This window comes from Streptomyces sp. AHA2 (genome assembly GCF_036857595.1).
In the GTDB taxonomy this organism is placed as follows: domain Bacteria; phylum Actinomycetota; class Actinomycetes; order Streptomycetales; family Streptomycetaceae; genus Streptomyces.
The window spans coordinates 458,144-475,438 of sequence record NZ_JAUQWJ010000004.1; the positions used below are offsets into that span (position 1 = coordinate 458,144).

The 17,295-nt window shown below is 69.0% G+C and carries 19 protein-coding genes; 14 read left to right on the forward strand and 5 right to left on the reverse strand.

Annotation, left to right across the window (positions count from 1 at the left end; translation table 11 throughout):
* Positions 1 to 13 precede the first annotated feature (13 nt).
* Both Q5694_RS12595 and Q5694_RS12600 read left to right on the forward strand, forming a co-directional pair.
* The gene (locus Q5694_RS12595) at positions 14 to 361 is read left to right on the forward strand and encodes a hypothetical protein (protein ID WP_333932876.1); all 348 of its coding nucleotides are present in this window, start codon (positions 14 to 16) and stop codon (positions 359 to 361) included.
* A gap of 394 nt (positions 362 to 755) precedes the next feature.
* The gene (locus Q5694_RS12600; RefSeq protein WP_333932878.1) at positions 756 to 1,997 is read left to right on the forward strand and encodes a hypothetical protein; all 1,242 of its coding nucleotides are present in this window, start codon (positions 756 to 758) and stop codon (positions 1,995 to 1,997) included.
* A gap of 181 nt (positions 1,998 to 2,178) precedes the next feature.
* On the opposite strand, the gene Q5694_RS12605 is transcribed toward Q5694_RS12600, so the two are convergent.
* The 3 genes from Q5694_RS12605 to Q5694_RS12615 form a co-directional block, all read right to left on the reverse strand.
* Positions 2,179 to 3,246 carry a hypothetical protein gene (locus Q5694_RS12605; RefSeq protein ID WP_333932879.1) on the reverse strand — a complete coding sequence of 356 codons (1,068 nt, stop codon included), beginning with the start codon at positions 3,244 to 3,246 and terminating at the stop codon, positions 2,179 to 2,181.
* 190 nt (positions 3,247 to 3,436) lie between these two features.
* Positions 3,437 to 4,114 (reverse strand): AAA family ATPase, encoded by a 678-nt coding sequence (locus tag Q5694_RS12610; RefSeq protein ID WP_333932880.1) that lies wholly within the window; start codon positions 4,112 to 4,114, stop codon positions 3,437 to 3,439.
* Positions 4,111 to 4,869, reverse strand: coding sequence for a GntR family transcriptional regulator (locus Q5694_RS12615; RefSeq protein ID WP_333932881.1), 759 nt, complete (start codon positions 4,867 to 4,869; stop codon positions 4,111 to 4,113). The genes Q5694_RS12610 and Q5694_RS12615 overlap by 4 nt, the downstream gene beginning before the upstream one ends.
* 457 nt (positions 4,870 to 5,326) lie before the next feature.
* Here Q5694_RS12615 and Q5694_RS12620 point away from each other — a divergent pair, with 457 nt between their 5' ends.
* The 8 genes from Q5694_RS12620 (at position 5,327) to Q5694_RS12655 (ending at position 11,522) form a co-directional block, all read left to right on the forward strand.
* A complete protein-coding gene (locus Q5694_RS12620; RefSeq protein ID WP_333932882.1) occupies positions 5,327 to 5,584 on the forward strand; it encodes a DUF6284 family protein in 258 nt (85 codons plus the stop codon).
* Entirely contained in the window at positions 5,581 to 5,853 is a 273-nt protein-coding gene (locus Q5694_RS12625; RefSeq protein ID WP_333932883.1) for a hypothetical protein, read from the forward strand. The genes Q5694_RS12620 and Q5694_RS12625 overlap by 4 nt, the downstream gene beginning before the upstream one ends.
* Complete coding sequence (locus tag Q5694_RS12630; protein ID WP_333932884.1) at positions 5,834 to 7,429, forward strand: hypothetical protein; 1,596 nt, start codon at positions 5,834 to 5,836, stop codon at positions 7,427 to 7,429. The genes Q5694_RS12625 and Q5694_RS12630 overlap by 20 nt, the downstream gene beginning before the upstream one ends.
* The gene (locus Q5694_RS12635) at positions 7,426 to 7,755 is read left to right on the forward strand and encodes a hypothetical protein (protein WP_333932885.1); all 330 of its coding nucleotides are present in this window, start codon (positions 7,426 to 7,428) and stop codon (positions 7,753 to 7,755) included. Before Q5694_RS12630 ends, Q5694_RS12635 begins: the two co-directional genes overlap by 4 nt.
* 44 nt (positions 7,756 to 7,799) lie before the next feature.
* Complete coding sequence (locus Q5694_RS12640) at positions 7,800 to 8,300, forward strand: hypothetical protein (RefSeq protein ID WP_333932886.1); 501 nt, start codon at positions 7,800 to 7,802, stop codon at positions 8,298 to 8,300.
* A gap of 16 nt (positions 8,301 to 8,316) precedes the next feature.
* A complete protein-coding gene (gene traA / locus Q5694_RS12645; RefSeq protein ID WP_333932887.1) occupies positions 8,317 to 8,877 on the forward strand; it encodes a plasmid transfer protein TraA in 561 nt (186 codons plus the stop codon).
* A gap of 17 nt (positions 8,878 to 8,894) precedes the next feature.
* Positions 8,895 to 10,916, forward strand: a complete 2,022-nt coding sequence (gene traB / locus Q5694_RS12650) for a plasmid transfer protein TraB (RefSeq protein ID WP_333932889.1) — start codon at positions 8,895 to 8,897, stop codon at positions 10,914 to 10,916.
* A 156-nt stretch (positions 10,917 to 11,072) separates the two neighbouring features.
* Positions 11,073 to 11,522, forward strand: coding sequence for a hypothetical protein (locus Q5694_RS12655; RefSeq protein WP_333932890.1), 450 nt, complete (start codon positions 11,073 to 11,075; stop codon positions 11,520 to 11,522).
* A gap of 84 nt (positions 11,523 to 11,606) precedes the next feature.
* Here the strand turns inward: Q5694_RS12655 and Q5694_RS12660 are convergent, their stop codons facing one another.
* Both Q5694_RS12660 and Q5694_RS12665 read right to left on the reverse strand, forming a co-directional pair.
* On the reverse strand, positions 11,607 to 12,203 hold the full coding sequence (locus Q5694_RS12660; RefSeq protein ID WP_333932891.1) for an HNH endonuclease: 597 nt from the start codon (positions 12,201 to 12,203) through the stop codon (positions 11,607 to 11,609).
* A 37-nt stretch (positions 12,204 to 12,240) separates the two neighbouring features.
* Positions 12,241 to 13,221: an HNH endonuclease gene (locus Q5694_RS12665; protein ID WP_333932893.1), complete on the reverse strand. Its 981-nt coding sequence runs from the start codon at positions 13,219 to 13,221 to the stop codon at positions 12,241 to 12,243.
* A 109-nt stretch (positions 13,222 to 13,330) separates the two neighbouring features.
* Here Q5694_RS12665 and Q5694_RS12670 point away from each other — a divergent pair, with 109 nt between their 5' ends.
* From Q5694_RS12670 to Q5694_RS12685, 4 genes are read left to right on the forward strand one after another with little or no spacing between them, the layout of a single operon-like run.
* A complete protein-coding gene (locus Q5694_RS12670) occupies positions 13,331 to 14,017 on the forward strand; it encodes an SAM-dependent methyltransferase (protein WP_333932894.1) in 687 nt (228 codons plus the stop codon).
* Positions 14,014 to 14,703: an SAM-dependent methyltransferase gene (locus tag Q5694_RS12675; protein ID WP_333932895.1), complete on the forward strand. Its 690-nt coding sequence runs from the start codon at positions 14,014 to 14,016 to the stop codon at positions 14,701 to 14,703. Before Q5694_RS12670 ends, Q5694_RS12675 begins: the two co-directional genes overlap by 4 nt.
* Complete coding sequence (locus Q5694_RS12680; RefSeq protein ID WP_333932896.1) at positions 14,700 to 15,548, forward strand: bifunctional DNA primase/polymerase; 849 nt, start codon at positions 14,700 to 14,702, stop codon at positions 15,546 to 15,548. Before Q5694_RS12675 ends, Q5694_RS12680 begins: the two co-directional genes overlap by 4 nt.
* Positions 15,549 to 15,550: 2 nt before the next feature.
* Positions 15,551 to 17,029 carry an ATP-binding protein gene (locus tag Q5694_RS12685; RefSeq protein ID WP_333932898.1) on the forward strand — a complete coding sequence of 493 codons (1,479 nt, stop codon included), beginning with the start codon at positions 15,551 to 15,553 and terminating at the stop codon, positions 17,027 to 17,029.
* The last annotated feature ends 266 nt before the right edge of the window (positions 17,030 to 17,295 follow it).

Genomic DNA, 17,295 nt, shown 5'->3' on the forward strand with positions numbered 1-17,295 from the left:
GAAGGGCACTTACATGGCGCTCGCCGATCTCTGCGGGACAAGCCTGCTCAAGGTGTTGCCTGAAAGGCAGCCTGTCGCCCCGGACTTTCTGCCCGAGGTGTCCTGCGCGGTCTACGTCGCCGAGGACCCCAGCGGGACGGTCTGCTACATCGGCTCTGTCTGCCGTCCGCACGATGATGACGGTCTTGCCAGCCACATTAGGGAGTACCTCCACGACCTCCCCAAGGCCTGGAAGTGGGACTGCCTCTACGTGCTGCCGCTGAGCTCCACGACACCGGAACTGCAGGTGCGGCGTATCGCCGGCGATGTCACCGCCTGGATGCTGCCGTACGACCGGGAACGCTGGCCGACAGCAAGCTGACACACCTGTGCCAGTCGGGGTGGGGTCGTCCGCGGACTGATGGGACGGCCCCACCCGCGAAGCCGCCTGATGGCGGAACTCCGCAATTAGGACAAAGAACGCGGGACGGACTGCGTCCCGCAGTTACCGGCGGGTGTCGGGCCTGATCGATCCGGGGACAACCTACTGAGCTGGGCGATAACCGTGCAGCTTGGATTCGAGGGGGAAAATGCGGGTTACCGAATACTTCAACGTCGGCCGTTCGCAGCGCGAAGTCGATTTCGTTGATGTTGACGTCGACAGTGACACACTTGCTTTCATCGATCCTCGCGCGCTCTCCGCACTGCCAACGCCATGGGCCCATAATTGCGTTTCGCGGATCCAGGGATACTTTCAGGTAATCCTGGATGCCCTGATGAACGGTGACACTTCCAGGGCTAAGTACCTGCTATCCACGCTGCGGGAACCCAACGAAACGCATCTCGGCTACTCGAAAGGCAGGCCGAGAGGCAGCGGGGTAGGCGAGAAAATCGCCGAGGAAATCTATGAAGCCCTATCGGCGAGTTCCGCCGTCAGAACGGGGATGCTGCAAGACCTGGAGGAAGCGGCGCTCTTCGTGCCGGGCATCGGACCGGACCGGGTCTCGGACCTCGCCGTGAACATCATCCGCGGCCAGCTGATTGATTTCACCCACGAGGCCTGCGAGTACTATGAGATCCCGATGGTGGACAGCGTACCTTCAGGGCCGGTGTGGGATTCCAGGAGGAAGCGGTGGGAGAGCTACTACACCCGGCTCCCCCTCGTGAACGACACCCCGCTTATCCTGGTCCCTAAGTCCATCGTTCGGCGAAAACTGCAGTTCGACCCCCAGGATTACTACACCCACCACATTCTGCCCTTCCTCGAACAGGAGGAACTTGCCGTCGGCGGCAGTTTGGTCCACCTCCTCAAGAGCGGACCCAGGGTGTACAGGAGGGATCTGAAACAGAAGTACGGAGTCGGCAAAGAAACGAACACCCGTATCACCGTACAAAACCCAGAGATTCTTGAGAACTACAGGCGCCAGAAGGACCAGAATCCGCAGCCAGCCATGGATCACGACTGGCTTCCGGGCACCGAGGCCGAGGAAGAGTTCGACTGGGACGCACTGCTGGACAAGGTTCTGAACACACCCGTTGGTAAAGCGCACGCGGACACCTATCACCGGAACGTCGAAGCGCTCCTGTCAGCGCTGTTCTATCCTCACCTCACCTCACCCCGGCGAGAGTTCAAGATTCACGGCGGCATGAAGAGGATTGACATCGCTTACGTCAACGAATCCCGCCATGGATTCTTCTACTGGCTTTCACAGCACTACCCCGCGCCGTTCGTGTTTGTCGAGTGCAAGAACTACGGGAAGGAACTGAAAAACCCGGAGTTCGACCAGCTCGTGGGCAGATTTTCACCCTCTCGCGGAAAGTTCGGCATCATCACGCACCGAGGGTTTGGAGATAAAGACAAAGTGCTCCGGTCATGCCGGAATTCTGCCAACGATGACCATGGGTGGATGGTCGTACTCGACGACAATGACTTGCGGGCCTTGGTCGAGGAGCGCATCGAGCTAGGAGCGTCCGAGTTCTCGCTTATCCGAGAACAATTCGAAGCGCTCGTCAACTAAGGTAGGCATCAGTCACTGGCACCCCGCACAGGGGTTCCAGACTTCTGCGGACGGCGGCGGATGCCTCCTGGACAATGGCAGCTGAGACCGGTTGCTTCCTGCAATATCCGGTCAGCGAACAGTCCGCTCGCGTCCCTGCCCGGCCGCCCTGGTCCTCGCCCAGGGCGGCCGCGCTATACGGCTATTTCTCTACCTGGTCAGGAGTCAGGGCCCCAGTCTGGAAGCTGTGTGAGCGATGCCAGGCGTAGTACTTGTCGCGTTCCGGCGACCACCAATCCACAGACCGGTCCACCAGGTGCTCTGCGACGTACTTGGCTACCGCTGGCGCACCTTCTATAGCAGGGCTGACCTTGATAGATCCGCCCTCCTCGACTGTGACGAACCCGTGCTCGAAGAGGCTGTCACAGCCCAGGAGGCACGCCAGCATAGCGACGTTATGAATGTCCCAGCGCTCTTCCTCAGAGCAAGCCGCCCGCTTCTTGATGTGTGCGGCTACGAGGAAGGCGCGGGGGAGCGTGCGCCCGCACAAAGCGCAGTCCCCCTCGGCGCCGGGGAGGAGAGCCTTCTTTATGCGCCCCTGCTCGGCTCGCCGCTGGACCTCAGCTACCGCATCCGTGGGCCCTAGAGGCGGTCCTGCAGGCTGCTCCTCATCCGGGTCAGCCTGGGGTGCAGCTGTCGCGCTGGGCTCGAAACCCACGAGATCGGTCAGGACAGCGCCGTCGTCTTCGCGGAGGGCGACGAACCCCTGGATGTTGCGGTTTGCCTTCCAGCCCAGCAGTGAGCGGATCTCGGCCATCGGGAAGGCGATGCCGCGGACTCCGCTCAAGGCATACATGTGCTCCCAGGTCTGCTCGGTGCGCTCATCCACTCCCCACAACCGATGCGCCAGAGCTGGGTTGTGCCACGTCAGAGCTACGGTACCGACGAGGTAGAGCCTCTTGTTACCGGCGAAGAAGACAGTATCCCCTGGCTGCATCTTGCGGATCTGAGGCACGTTAGCGTTGTTCAGACCAGGCGTGACGCCCCAGAACTGCGCGCGCCCAGACGGGAACTGAGCCTTCAGCGCCTGCAGCACCTGAGGCTCGAGCACATCTCCGTGGTCCTGGAAGACCACTGGCCGCAGGATCGTGTCCTCGTAGTGCTTGCGTACGGCCGCGCGTTTGAGGCTGGCCGGCTGAGCGAAGACCGTCATGACGCTCCCCCTGGACGAACCGAGTGTCGCCAGCGACTCGTGGACGACACGGATCATCAGGTGTATCACCAGGCACTGACAACCCATCAGGCGGGTTCAGCGGCGCAGAAACGCTTCGTATCGGTCGTGCGCCAGATCGCTGAGAGTTCGTCGTCGGGTGCCAGTGTCGGCCCGCCAGGGGCAAGCACTCCCCGGAAGCGCACTGAACGGCCGGGGCAGCTGACCTGTGCGTCTGACCCCTTCAGCGTCAGGGACCAGAGGCTTCCAGCGCTGCGATCACGGCCGCCGGATCACCGTCGTACAACAGGTGCGGTTCATCGGCCTGCGGGGGGACGAACCGCGTGCGGTACCGCTGTAGGTCGCTCTCGGAGAAGTAGATCGAGTTGGGATCGTTGGTGTAGAACTCGTTGCGCTTGCTGATCCTCGCCCATAGCTCGTCGTGGCTAGCTTCGAGGTAGACGAGTACAGGGATCGCGCCGACCTCGGTAGCGAGAGCCTGCCATCTGGCCCGGTCTTCCGGGGTCCAAAAGCCGTGGTCAACGACAACATCGTGCCCCACTTTGAGCTGCTCCCGGAGGTCGGCCGCCACGTCTTCGAGGACGGGCCGCTCCAGGGTAGGGAAGACGCCTCGAGGGAAGTCGACGCCGTAGACGCCGTGCCGGCGGAACATCTCTTCGTCCGGGCACAGCCGTATGAACCCCCGAGCGGTGAGGGCGCGGGAGAGAGTCGTCTTGCCGGAGCCGGGGAGTCCGGCCATGAGGACACAGAACGGTGGGCGTGGGGGCATCGGTCTCGACATGGTTCGGGAGATGGCTGCCATCTCCGCTTCAGCTTCGGGCGTGATTGTGCCAGCCCTACGGGCCGCAAGCAGGGCATCTAGTCGATCTTCAAGCACGCTCACGAGCGTGTCGTCCACGACCGTCACGGGGACACCTCCGATTCTGTGCGCCACGTCCGGCCCGGACCGCCGAGGTCCACGCCGTACTCCACGATGTTGCCCTCGCTGTCCACGAACTTGGCTGTCATCACGACCACCGGGTCCGTCGGCGGGTTGTCAGGGTCCAGCTCCAAAAGGCGCGCGTACTCCGGCGTCAGCAGACGGGCTGAGGCGGTGTCGACACGGTGACTGATCGGGCGGCCGGTCGCCTTGGCGATGAGCTGAAGCGACGTTCCCCCCGTCAGCCGCTCGCTCGCGGCAAGCTGAGGGATCAGTTTCGCGTACTGAGCGGGAATCCATGAAGTGCTGTGAGCGACGATGCCGTGCCGGTCCCTGTACACGCGGCTACGACGGACCACGTCGGAGCCTGGCTGAATGTCCAGCGCCTGCGCCACTTCTTCGGGCGCGGGCACCACGGCCGCCTGATGTGAGTCGGACCGTTCGCCTGCCCCCCAGCTAGAGCCGGTACGGCGTCCTCGGTCCTGCCGCTGGGATCCCGACGACATGGGAGCCGGCCGGTCCAGCACTTCGGTCCCGATGCCGTGGATGCCGCGGACAAGCCCATCGTTGCGCAGCTTGCGCAGGGCTTTCTCCGCTGTCGCCGTGCTCACCTTCCACTCTTCCGACAGGTTCTTGATGCTCGGCAAGAGGGTTCCCGGCTGTAGCTGACCAGAGGTGATCAGCTCTGTGTAGTGGGCGGCAATCTTCGCGTACGGCGCCCGATTGTCGGCCTGGCCTGCCATGTTGTCCGCTCCTTGTCGCGAGTTCCCTGAGGTTCCCTAGCCTACCGCTTGACACCCCAGGGAACCCTAGGGAACCCTAGGGATGTGCCCGCCGACCGGTTCGCCCGGTCGGGGGGTGCCGGACCTCAACGCGCGCTGATTCAGAGCCCGTTCGAGGTCAAGGGGCCTGGGACAGAGCAGGCCGAGGGCGCACCCGACCCTGGTCATTCGGGAGGGCTTAGACCGAAAGGTCACGTCTCCATATGCCTGTAACGGGAGCCCGTGTTCCCGAAGGAGACACCTGCACGACCAGACCACCGCAGCGGTTCTGAGCTGCGGCCGGTTGCCTCCGCTGCTCGTCTCGTACGAGCAGCGCTGAGGGGAGCCGGATGTTCCGACTTCAACGGCAAGCGCCCCCGGTGCGGGAACACCGGGGGCGCGGTTCGGGCCGTTCACCTGTGAGAGGACACACGACCCAATGAGCCACATCGTTACTGTTCAGGACGCTGTTACCGCGTTCGCCGACTGGCTGGAGCCGACGGATGCGGAGCTGGACGCGATCGAGGCGGAGATGCCCGCGATCCTCGCGGACGTCGAGGCGCTCGACGTCCGCATCGCGCTGCTGGACCGGGCGCCGACGGACCTGGAGTCGCGCCGTGCGCGTCGCGACAGCAAGCGGGCGCTGGCGCAGCGGGCGGCGCTGGCCAACCGCATCGGAGCGGGGGAGGCGGCGTGATCCGCATCGTTATCGTCGGCCGTCTGCGCCGGCTGCTGGCGGAACTGAAGGCCGCGCGGCAGGGGGGCCGGTCGCTGGTGGTGCTGCTGCACTACGGCGAGCCGTACAACATCCACCGTGGCCGTGAGGCCGCTGTGGACTACGCGGCCGCGCTCGGAGCCGACCGCGACGGCTGGGAGCCGATGACGGACCGGCCGGCGCGTGAGGTGGCCTGGCGGATGCTCGACTTCACAGCGAAGGAGGGCAGCGATGACTACCTGGCTGCCTGACCCGCCCACCGGCCCGTGGGCGTGGCTGCTGCCGCTGCTCGGGACGGCGCTCGCACTCGCCCTGGCTGTGTGGGTTGTGGGCCGGTTGCGGAAGTCGGCGTGGCTGTCCGGGATCGGCCCGCAGGCCGTCGTCGCTCTCGGAGGCGTGGCGGTCAGCGTGCACGGCCTGTGGGGCTTCGCCACCGACACGTGCAACCTGCCGATACCGCTGGCGGTGGCGTTCATCGCGGTATTCGACGCCGCGGAGATGACGCTGCTGGTGATGATGTACCGCGCCGCCGAACCCGAGGCCGGCTGGACGCGGGAGCTGCGGCTGATGCACCGCACCGCCTGGCTGCTGGTGTCGTTCTCCGCAGCCATGAACGCGGTGCACGCCCCGAACTGGTGGGCCCGCCCCGTGCTCGCGGCCGTACCGGCCCTCGCGGCGTGGCTGATCGAACTCCAGCTCCGCAGCAAGCTGCACCACATCCGCCCCGACCGTGACGACGACAGTGCGCGTCCGGGCCCGGCCCGGCTGGTGGCGCTGCTGTGGCAGCACGCCTGGGCTGAGCTGTTCGCCCTGCTCGGCCTGGACGCCCGCACCTCATCGTCCGCCATTGCGCGGGCGGCGCTGGTGCAGCGGGCCGCGCTGCGCGTCTACCGGCTGCGCCTGGCGCTGGAGGCCGGCAAGGCCCGAAAGGTGCGCCGCTGGCGCCGCAAGGCTCAAAAGGCGCTGGACCGGGCGGACATCGCGACCGACCGGGAGCAGGCGCTGGCGCTGGTGCGGCGGCTGGCCGCGCTGACGCGCGCGGATGAGGTCGCCGGCCTGGACTACCGCGAGCCTACGGCCGTCCTTGCGCTGATCGAGGATCTCGCCGTGACTCCGGCCGTTCAGCGGCTGGAAGCCTCCGCGCTCGCCCAGGAGGCGGAGGACGCGCGGCGGCGCGCGGAAGCCGCGCGGGATGAGGCCGAGGCCGCGCGGCAGCGCGCGGCAGACGACCTGGCCGCCGCCCGACGGGAGCTGGAAGACGTCCGCCGGGAGCATGCCGCGCTGCTGGAGCAGGGCGAGGATGCGACCGGGCGCGCGGAGGCTGCGCGGCAGCGCGCGGAAGCCGCGCGGCAAGACGAGCAGACCGCGCGGCAGCGCGCGCAAGCCCTCATCCATGAGGCCGAGCAGCAGGTCGAGCAGCGGCGCCAGCAGCTCGACACGCTCACCGCCAAGGCGCAGGAAGCCGATGCCGCCTACCACGCCCGTCAGGGTGCGTTGCAGCAGCTCAACAGCCGGATCAGTGAGGCGCGGCTGCTGTATGAGCGGCTGTGCGGTGACCTGGCGGGCCTGCGTCCGCAGGCCCCCGACGGGGTCGTGGACGGGGGCGAGATGCTGTGGAAGTCCGCAGCCAAGCAGGAGGGCTGGGCGTACTACCTCACCACGCTGAGCGGCCCGCAGGCCGAAGAGCCCACGGCCGCGGAGCTGGCGGAGCGGTTCGGCGTGGATCCCGGAAACGCACGCAACTGGCTGCGGGACTTCCGTGCCGCGCGCGCCGCGCAGGTTGCCGCGCAGCCGCGCGCCCGGGAGCTGAACGGGGCGGCGGTATGAGCGAGCCGATGACCGGCGCGCGGATGTGGCGGCCGGTGATGCGCGCGGCTGGCTATCGCTGCCAGTGCACCGGCCAGTGCGGCAACGCCCACAAGAACGGCAAGGGGCGCTGCCCGCGCGAGCACGATCACGCCGCGAGCAAACACCGCGGCCCCATCCACCTCATCGCCGCCCCCGCCGACCTGCTCACCCCGGTGGTGCAGGCCTGCCGACTGCCGGCGGAGCAGCTCATGGCGTGGTGCCCGGACTGCCACACCGCGGCTCGTCGCCGGGCCGCCGCTGCAGCCCGTATGGCGCCCCAGCCCGACCAGATCGGGCTGTTCTGACCCGCACAGCACCCCATCCGCCTCTCCGACAAGGAGTCTCTGCTGTGTCCAGCCGTACCCGTACCCGCCCCGTGAAGACAGCCGCGGGTGTCCACACCGTCCGTATCCCCCGCCAGCGCGGACGCCGGGGAGCGCAGCCGTTCCTGGTCGTCGTGCCCGAACACCCCTCCCTGACCCGCGAGGCCCTCGGCTTCGTGGGGCGGGGACTGTGGAGTGTCCGTCACGCCCTGGCCCCGACCGGCATCGCCGTCCTGGCCCTGGCCGTGACCGCCCTGTTGCACGTCATCGCCTGGTGGTCCGGCCTGCTGCTCGCGCCCCTGGCCGCCGCTCCGGCGGTGTGGCTGTGGATCGTCCAGCGCCGCCGCCCCGCCCGCAGTTCCACGCTCGTGTGGCGCATCGCCCTGACCGTGCTCGCCACGTTCGCGTCCGCGTGGGCCGCGCTGGCCGCCGGGTTCGGCCCGCTGGCCGGGCCGCTGGCACTGCTCTGGCTCCTGACGCTGATCGCGGCGCAGACCGCGTGGCTCATCGTCCGCCGCACCCACTGACCTGGGGAGAAACCTGATGGCAGCCTCAACACGCAACACTCAGGGCGGGCGTAACCGTGCCCGCACGAACAGCGGCGACAAGGGCAACAAGTTCGCCAGCGCGGGCGCTGCCGCCGGCGGGTTCGTCGGCGCGCTGGGCGGCTCGTTCGTCCCGCCGATCAACGTCACCGTGAACAACACCAAGGCAGCCGTGGCCCCCGCCCACGGGGGGCGCCCGCACGCCGAAGCCCTGCTGCCCTCCCCGGAGTTCACCTCCCCGGCACAGGTCCGCAACTACTGCAACACCCTGCGCGCGGCCGGGGTGACGCTCTCCATCGAGGTGGCGATGGCCGCCGAGATCCTCAAGGGCGTTCTCGCGGCGGTGCCGGACCCGGAGGGACGGCCGTTCGGCTCCCGGTTCCGCGCCCAGAAGGTGGCCCGCAAGATGCAGCGCGCCGCTGACGATCTGCGCGACGCGGCGAAGAACGCCGCCGCCTGCTACTCGACCTTCCAGCAGGAGTTCGAGGAAGAGATCAACCGTGTCCGTCACCGTGCCCGCAGGCCGCAGCAGCCGGTCATGAACTGGGCTCAGCAGTGACTAAGGAGGCGTGAGCTATGGCTGAGCGCAACACTGACGAGCTGCACGAGGTGCAGCTCCAGGGCGGCTCGGATGCCGCCGGGGTCGGCAAGTACCTGCTGCACCGGGCCAAGCCGCACCTGCCCCCGTGGCTCGGGGTCGCCAGCACCGGCCTGGCCGGTGTCCTCGGGCACTGGCGCTGGGGCGAGAGCGCGGCGGCCGGCGTCGGCCTGACCCTCGCCTCGGTCGGCCTGACCGGGGCTACCTGGCTGATGGGCAAGTCGACCAGCCAGCAGCGCCGCCTGCACTCCGCCATCACCGTGGCCGCAGGCTCCGCCTGGGTGACGGCCGCGTGCCTGGCCGGGCCGACCGCAGGCCCGGTCGACGACCTGTATCTGATCGGCGGGCCCGTGGTGGCGCTGTCGTGGAACGTGCGCATGGTCATGCGCCGCAACGTGGAGCCGACCGGCGAGAACTCCGACAAGGGCCTGCTGGCCAAGGTCGGCCTCGCCCGGGCGCAGATCGGCACGGCGAAGGTGGAGCCGAACCGGGTCACCGCGCCGCTCGCCCTGGAACCCGGGGAGCAGACCAACGACGACGTGACCAAGAGCCTGGCCCGGCTCGCGTCCGCCCTCGACCTGCCCCGCAACGCGGTGCGCTACCAGCCCGACCCGAGCTCCGAGCGGCGCGGGGAACTGGTCATCGTCCCAGAAGACATGCTGGCGGAAGTCGTCGAGTGGGACGGCCCGTCCAACCTGGGCGGTTCGATCGCCGACCCGCTGGTCATCGGCCGCTACGACGACGGCGCCCCGCTCCTGCTGTGGCTGCCCGGCGACCCCGAGGCCAAGCGGAACTCCACCCACGTCCTGATCGCGGGCGGGACCGGATCGGGCAAGGGCGACACCGCCCTCAACCTGCAAACGGAGATCCTCTCCCGCCGGGACGTGATCCTGTGGCTGTCCGACCCGAAGTCCTTCCAGGACTTCCGGCCCCTGCTGCCCGGCATCGACTGGGCCGTCGAGGGCGGGTCCGACACCGAGGTGATGGTGGAGGCCCTCAAGGCCGCTATCCCCGCCCGGACGCGCTGGCTGGGCGCCCACCGCTACCGGCAGTGGGTGCCGGAGTGCGCCGAGGTGCAGGACAGCACCGAGCACACCTGCCGCCCGGACGGCACCACGTGCGGCTGTGAGGGCATGCCGTTCCTGGTGGCGTGGATGGAAGAGGCCGCCAACACCCTGCGCGCGCTGGGCGACGACGCGTTCACCGGCATCGCCCAAGAGGCCCGCTCCGCCGGCATCTCCCTGGTGGTCTCGCTCCAGCGGCCCTCCTACGACCAGATGTCCACCAGCACCCGCGCATCCCTCCCGTCCGTGATCGCGCTCGGCTGCGACCCCCGCGACGAAGGGTTCAGCCTCCCCGAGGCGGTCATCGACGCCGGCGCCCACCCGGGCGCGTGGGGCAACCGCAGGCCCGGCTACTGCTACATCGTCTCCCCCGGCATCGACGAAGCGCGCTATCCCTCCCCGGGCCGCACCCGGGCCTTCACGGTCCGCTCCGTGTCGCTCATGGAGGTGCTCGCCTCCTGGGTACAGCGCAACGGCGCCGCCCCGGACCCCATCACCGACCAGGCCGCCGCCAGTGTCGCAGGGCGGCTCTACACCCGTCGCAGCGCGGGCGACGACGACACGGCTCCGTCCCTCGGGGAGGACGACGACATGGACCACGGGCAGTTCGTCGACCCGGAGGACGCGCACATCGACCCCGAGGTCGAACTCCCCGACGCCGAAGAGGGCGACGACACCCCGCTGTTCGGGCAGGACACCGGCCGCAAGCCCAAGCCGGAGGAGGCCCGGCGGCTGTTCGCCCAGGCGCTGGAGGAGTTCGAGCGGGCCGGGCAGATGGTCGTCGGCCCGAAGGACTTCATGGACTGGTGCGACCGCAACAACCTCTCCCGCCCGTGGGTCTCCGCGCGGCTCAAGGAGGCCGCCCTGGAAGGCCGCCTGGAGCCGACGAACACCACCGGTCGGTGGCGGATCGTCCCCGCCCTGACGGCCGCCTGACGCCTGACACCGTCACGGCCGCCTGACACCCAAACCCCTAGGCAGGCGCAGTGTCACGCGCTCCTGACACCGCCCGCTGACACCCTCTGACACCCACCCGCGCGGGCCCGCGCCACCTCCCGGCGCGGGCCCGCCGTCTCCCCGAAGGGAGCACCCGTGACCTACCCCGAACGGCCCGCACCGGTCGAACTCCACCACCCCACACCCATCACCCCCGCCGCCCTGACACCGGCGCCGCTCGCCCCCGTCCAGCCCGGCCACGTCCCGACCGTGGCGAGCATCGTGCTTCCGGACGGACGGGTCGTCACCGGCTACGCACTCGAACCCGCCAAGCCTGAACCCGTCGCCACCAAGCCGCCCGTCTCCCGCGCGGCCGTCAACGTCGCCCTCGGCGGCGTGGGATTCCTCGCCGTCTGCGGCGGCCTGCTGCTGCTCACGTCGTTCATTGCCGCCCTGACCGCGCTGGTCGCGCAGCTCATCATCCTTGCCGCCGTGATCTTCGGTGGCTGGATCGCCGTGCAGGTCTTCAGCGCCAGCGGCCACAGCGGCGGGACCACGGTCAACATCCGCAAGGCCGTCATCAAGCGGAACCACTTCCACGGCTAGCTGGGCCAAGGGCGGCACCCAACCTCACGCTATTGAAACCGGGGCCGCCCTTCGGTCTTCTGGTCTCCTGCGGACCGTGGAGTTCTACAGACTGCGCCAGTCGCTCGGGTGATCGGAAGGGGCATGCCACTGGCGCGGTTGAATGATCCGGAATGGGGGCCACGAGTCCGTAGGCCATTCCGCCGCTTCAGCCGCCGCGATGCGATGGGTGTAGAAGGCGCGGCAGATGGCGGCCTTCACCCTGATCGTCGGTGTCGTGGGGGCGTTGAAGTGGGTGCTGCGGAAGTCGTGCTTGAACCATGCCCTTCGGCGTGGGTTGAGCAGCTCGATGTGCGTGAACTCGATGCGGTCTACCCACACCATGTAGGTGTGCCGCATGCGGTCGAACTCGTCCCTGAGTTGCCCGTTTCCGGGGTGCCCTCGTGGGCCCCAATGGCCTGGGCTGAGGCGGAGGGCGGCGAACTCCATGGGCGTGCGGTTCCCTTTGGATTCGTTGCAGGGCTCGCAGGCGGGGGCGAGGTTGTGCAGGTCGTCGTCGCCGCCCCGGGCGTATGGGATGACGTGGTCTTTGACCTCCGAGGGGGCCAGGCAGTACACGCACCGGCCACCGTGCGCGGTGAGGACGGCTAACTCCTCCCACAGCGGGAAGTAGCGGCGTCTGGGCCGCCGCTGCTGGCCCACGCGTCGCTCATTGGCTTGGCTTCGCACGGTCGTTCTCCTAGGCGGTGGCTGTCTCAGCGTGGCTGGCCTGCTGGGGGATGCCGTTGGTCGTGACGTTCGTGCGGTGCATGTCCCAGTGGGCCTGGAGCCAGGTCCGCTGCCGGTTGCTTACCGGGACCGTCAGCGGCGCTCTGTGCAGGTCCGCGTAGGCGGGGAAGGTCCTGGCCTGTTCGGTCACGTCAGCGGTCAGCCGGTCGGGATGGACGGCGATGATGCCGAGGTCGAAGAGGCGGTGGATGTCGCGCCGCAGCAGCAGGCCGCCGTCGCTGTGGTGCTCTCCGCTGGCCGCGTAGCTGTACAGATGGGCGGCCTCCAGCGCGGCGGCGGGCGCCGGTCCCGTCAGCGCGCACGCGGCTCCGTAGGTCTCCAGGAGCTGGCGCCGGAAGGCGGCCTGTCCCACCCGGGCCCGCACGATGACCCGGCGGTGGCCGCCCGCGATCACCCGGTGTGCCTCGTCGGCGATGTCGATGCTCGTGTTCCCGCCCGCTGCGGCGATGGCCGCCCGCAGCCTGTCCCAGCGCATGGAGCGCAGGCTGTGCTGGGTGCGGGGCTTGTCGCACAGGGCCCGCAGTTCGGCGCCGCTCAGCAGGCCGGGCATGTCGACCCAGGCCACGGCGTGGTTGGAGCGGTAGGTCGTCACCGGCTTCGTGCCGGGCACCGGCACGTCGAACGCCGCCTGGCACTTCAGGCACACGTACTTCGGCCGCAACGTCTTGCGCGGCTGGAAGTCGGACTTGTCGCAGGACGGGCAGCGGTAGATGTCCTTCACGCCGTCCCCGGTCTCGATCGCCTCGATCACCGAGATCCCCAGCAGGGACACCTTGTCCCAGACCGCGATCACGTCGCCAACGGCTAATTCGGCGTGGTGGGGCACCGAGCTGTCCCAGCTGTAGTGCTCCGACGGCACGTCGTCGTAGCCGTCGTTCCCGCCGTGCTTGCGGTTGTCCCCGGCGGCCAGCACCAGCCAAGCGGTCGTCACACGCTCCCCCTCATTCACTTCTTCCCAAACCCCGGGGCGGTCGCCGTCTCGCCAAAGCCGCGACCGCCCCGGATCCCCTCGCACACACATGAGCAAGGAGGCATCCAGGATGAACCACCCCACTGACATCCGGCGAGCCCGCGCCTTACGGCCGCGCCTGCTGGACACCTTCTGCTGCCAGGGTGGCGCCGGCATGGGCTACCACCTGGCCGGCTTCGACGTCACCGGCGTCGACAGCAGCCCGCAGCCCCGCTACCCCTTCACCTTCATTCAGGCCGAAGCGGTGGCGTTCATCCGCGAGTACGGCGCGGAGTTCGACTTCATCCACGCCTCCCCGCCCTGCCAGCACGACAGCAAATGCCAGCGCATCCGGAAGAACGACCACCCCGACCTGATCGCCCCCACCCGCGCCGCCCTGGAGGTCACCGGCCGCCCGTGGGTGATCGAGAACGTCGGCGACGCGGTGCCGAAGCTGCGCGACCCGGTGATGCTGTGCGGCACCATGTTCCGGCTGGAGACATACCGGCACCGGTTCTTCGAGACCGGCGGCTGGAGCCTCCCGCGGCCCGCCCACCCCGCCCACCTGGTGCCGCAGGCCAAGATGGGCCGCCCCATCCCGCCCGGCCACTACGGGCAGTTCATCGGCAACTTCTCCGGCGTCGACCACGCCCGGAAGGTGATGGGCGTGCCGTGGATGAACCGCGACGGCATCCGCGAATGCGTACCCCCCGCCTACACCCAGTGGCTCGGCACCCACGCCCTCGCCAGCCTGCGCCCCGAGGCGGTGGCGGCATGAGCGCACACGCGATGCCACTGCGGCGGCCCAACGGACTGCGGGTCCTGGACGCCTTCTGCTGCTCCGGCGGCATGGCCATGGGCTTCTACCTGGCCGGGTTCGACGTGGTCGGCGTCGACATCGAGCCCCAGCCGGACTACCCGTTCACCTTCCACCAGGGCGACGCGATCGAGTTCATCTACCGCCACGGAGCCGACTTCGAACTCATCCACGGCTCCCCGCCCTGCCAGGCCTGGACCCCGCTGAACGCCTACAACCACAAGACCTATCCCGAGCTGATCGCCCCCACCCGCCAGGCCATGCAAGCCGCCGGACGGCCCTACGTGATCGAGAACGTGGAGGCCGCGCACTCCGAGCTGCGCGACCCCATCCGCCTGTGCGGGCCCACCTTCGGCCTGCCGATGTACCGCCACCGGCTGTTCGAGACCTCGTTCCCGCTCGACGAGCCCGTCCACCCCGCGCACACGGCGCTCTGTACCCGCAACGGCTACCTGCCCACCCCCGAACGACCGTTCATGACCATCACCGGCGGCCGCCACTCCAAGGCCTGGCAGCGCGCCGCCGCCAAGGCCATGGGAACACCGTGGATCACCACCATCCGCGGCGTCTGCGAGGCCATCCCGCCCGCCTACGCCCGATGGATCGCCACCCAGTTCCTCGCCCTGGAAGGGAGGGCCGCCGCATGACCACGACCACGTACCCCTTGCACACCGCACTGAGCCTCGCGACGTCCGGCGTGCCGGTGCTGCCCCTGCGGCGGGGCAAGGTGCCGTTCGGCAACTGCCCGTCGTGCGCGGACAACGCGTGCGGCGGCCGGCCGAACATGAAGACCGCCGGTCCGTGCCGGTGCCCTGGTGTCTGCCACGCGTGGGCCGCCGCCACCACCGAGACGGCCGTCATCGTCTCGCCCCCGTGGCTGGCGGCCTGGCGGCAGGCGGTGTGCGTCGGCTACCACCCCGGCGGCGCCGGGCTGACCGTCGTGGACCTGGACGACGCGGCCGCCGTCGCATGGGCCCGTACCGCCCTGCCCGCCACCCGGACGGTGCCGACGACGCGCGGCGAGCACTGGATCTACCGGGGCGCCATGACCTCCCGCAACGCGGTCCGGCCCGGCGTGGACATCAAGTCGACCATGGCCTACGCCCGCTACCTCGGTCCCGGCACCGGCGCCATGGCCAACCTGCCGGACGCCGTGCGAATCCTGGCCGTGAAGAGGCCGTCCACGCTCCGGTCGGCGCCGCCTGCCGTCACCGTGCCCGCAGGGTCCGGGGGCGGAGAGTGCCGGCACCGTACGCCCGCCTACCTGGACCGTGGCATCGCCATGGCCGAGGAGCGCATAACCGAGGCCCGCAGTGCGGTCCACACGACCGTCTATCGGACGTTCCTTGCCGTGCTGTCCGTCCATGGACGGTGCGGCTGCCTCACCGACGCCCACGTCGCGCGGCTGTTCACCGCCGCGCAGGCCAAGGGCGAGTCGCCCCGGCACTGCACGGATGCCTGGGCCAACGCCCGCACCCGGTTGGGACTGTGACCATGTCCGACGACGACAAGACCCCGGCCCGCGAGGTCATCGCCGACTACGCCCAAGCCCACTTCCGCTACTTCCGCACCGCCGACGGGACCGTGTACGCGCAGAAGAACGGCCACCCCGTGGCCCGCCCGATCCGCTCCCAGGGCACCGCGGGCAGCCACCGCCAGGAACTCATGGTCGGCCTCTTCCGCGACGGCCTGGGCGTGTTCAACGGCACCGCGCTGAAGGAGGCGCTCGACTTGATCGAAGCACTCGCACTGAGCCAGCCCGTGCAGCCCGTCCACATCCGCGTCGCCCCCGGGTTCGACGGCGCGACCTGGCTCGACCTGGGCCGCAACGACGGACAGTCCGTCCATATCCACCCCACCGGCTGGGACATCCGCACCCCCGACCCGGCCGAGGTGTGCTGGCGACGCACCCAGCTCACCGGCGAGCTCCCCATGCCGGTCAAGGACACCGACGGCAAGGGCATCGACCTGCTGCTCAGGCTGTGCAACTTCGCAGGCGCCGAGACCGAATGCCTGGCCATTGCCTGGCTCATCGGCTGCCTGGAACCGTCCGTGCCCGTCCCCGCCCCGTTCCTCACCGGCCCCCAAGGAGCGGGCAAGTCCACCGGTGGACGGATGCTCGTGCGGGTCATCGAGGGCATGAGCGGTGACCTGCGCCGGGCCCCGAAGGATGAGGAGAACCTGATTGCGGCCGTGGCCGCCGGATGGGTCACCGCCCTGGACAACCTCTCCCACCTCGCCCCGGACCTGTCCGACCTGATGTGCTGCATCGTCACCGGCGCCGAAACCATCAAACGCGCCCTGTACACCGACGGCGACGTGGTCCGCGCCCGCTACCGCCGCCCCCTGCTCCTGACCGGCATCGACGTCGGCGTCATCCGCCCCGACCTCGCCGAACGCCTCCTGCCGCTGCGCCTGGAACGCCCCCGCGTCCGGCGTACCGAGGCCGAACTGTGGGGGGAGTTCGAAGAAGTCCTGCCCGTCGTCCTCGGATCCCTCCTTGATCTCACCGTCAAGGTCCGCGCAGCCGAGACCGATATTCCCACCGACCTGCGCATGGCCGATTTCGCCCACCTGTGCGCGCAGCTCGACGCGGCGACCGGCCTCGGAGCGCTGGGCGCCTACCGGGCCAGCCTGGACGACCTCAACGACGACGTGATCGAAGGGGACCTCCTGGCGCAGACCGTACTGAAGTACGCCGCCAGCCTCGATGCGGGGGCGGAGGTGCGGATGACTTCTGCCGAATGGCTGCGCTGCCTCACGGGCCTGTACATCGGCGAGGACTTCCGTCCCCTGCCAAAAGGCTGGCCGACCACCGGCAAGGTGCTCTCAGACCGCCTCAAGCGCCTTCAGCCCACCCTCGCAGCCCGGGGCGTCCTCATCGAGTGGGGACGCACCAAGACAGCCCGGTACATCGAAATGGCCCGGCCCCCGGCCCCGCCCCCCTCGCACGAGCAGGAACCGGCGTTCTGACCTGCGGTCGACGCCGGGCACCAGCAAGAAGAGCACCCCCGGCCAGGCGTGCTCTTCTTGCTGTTCGGCGGCGGAGCCGCCCTGCGATGACGCGCCGGAGCGGCTCCTTCTCCACACGCTGCGCCACAGAGCACCACAACAGACACCCCCTCACTTGTCCGAAAGAAAGGGACGCTGCGTCACCTGTGTCATCCAAGGACCGCAAATACTCCGTGACCTGCGACGACAGCGGTGACGCAGGAAAACGACGGGTGCGTCACTCCGCG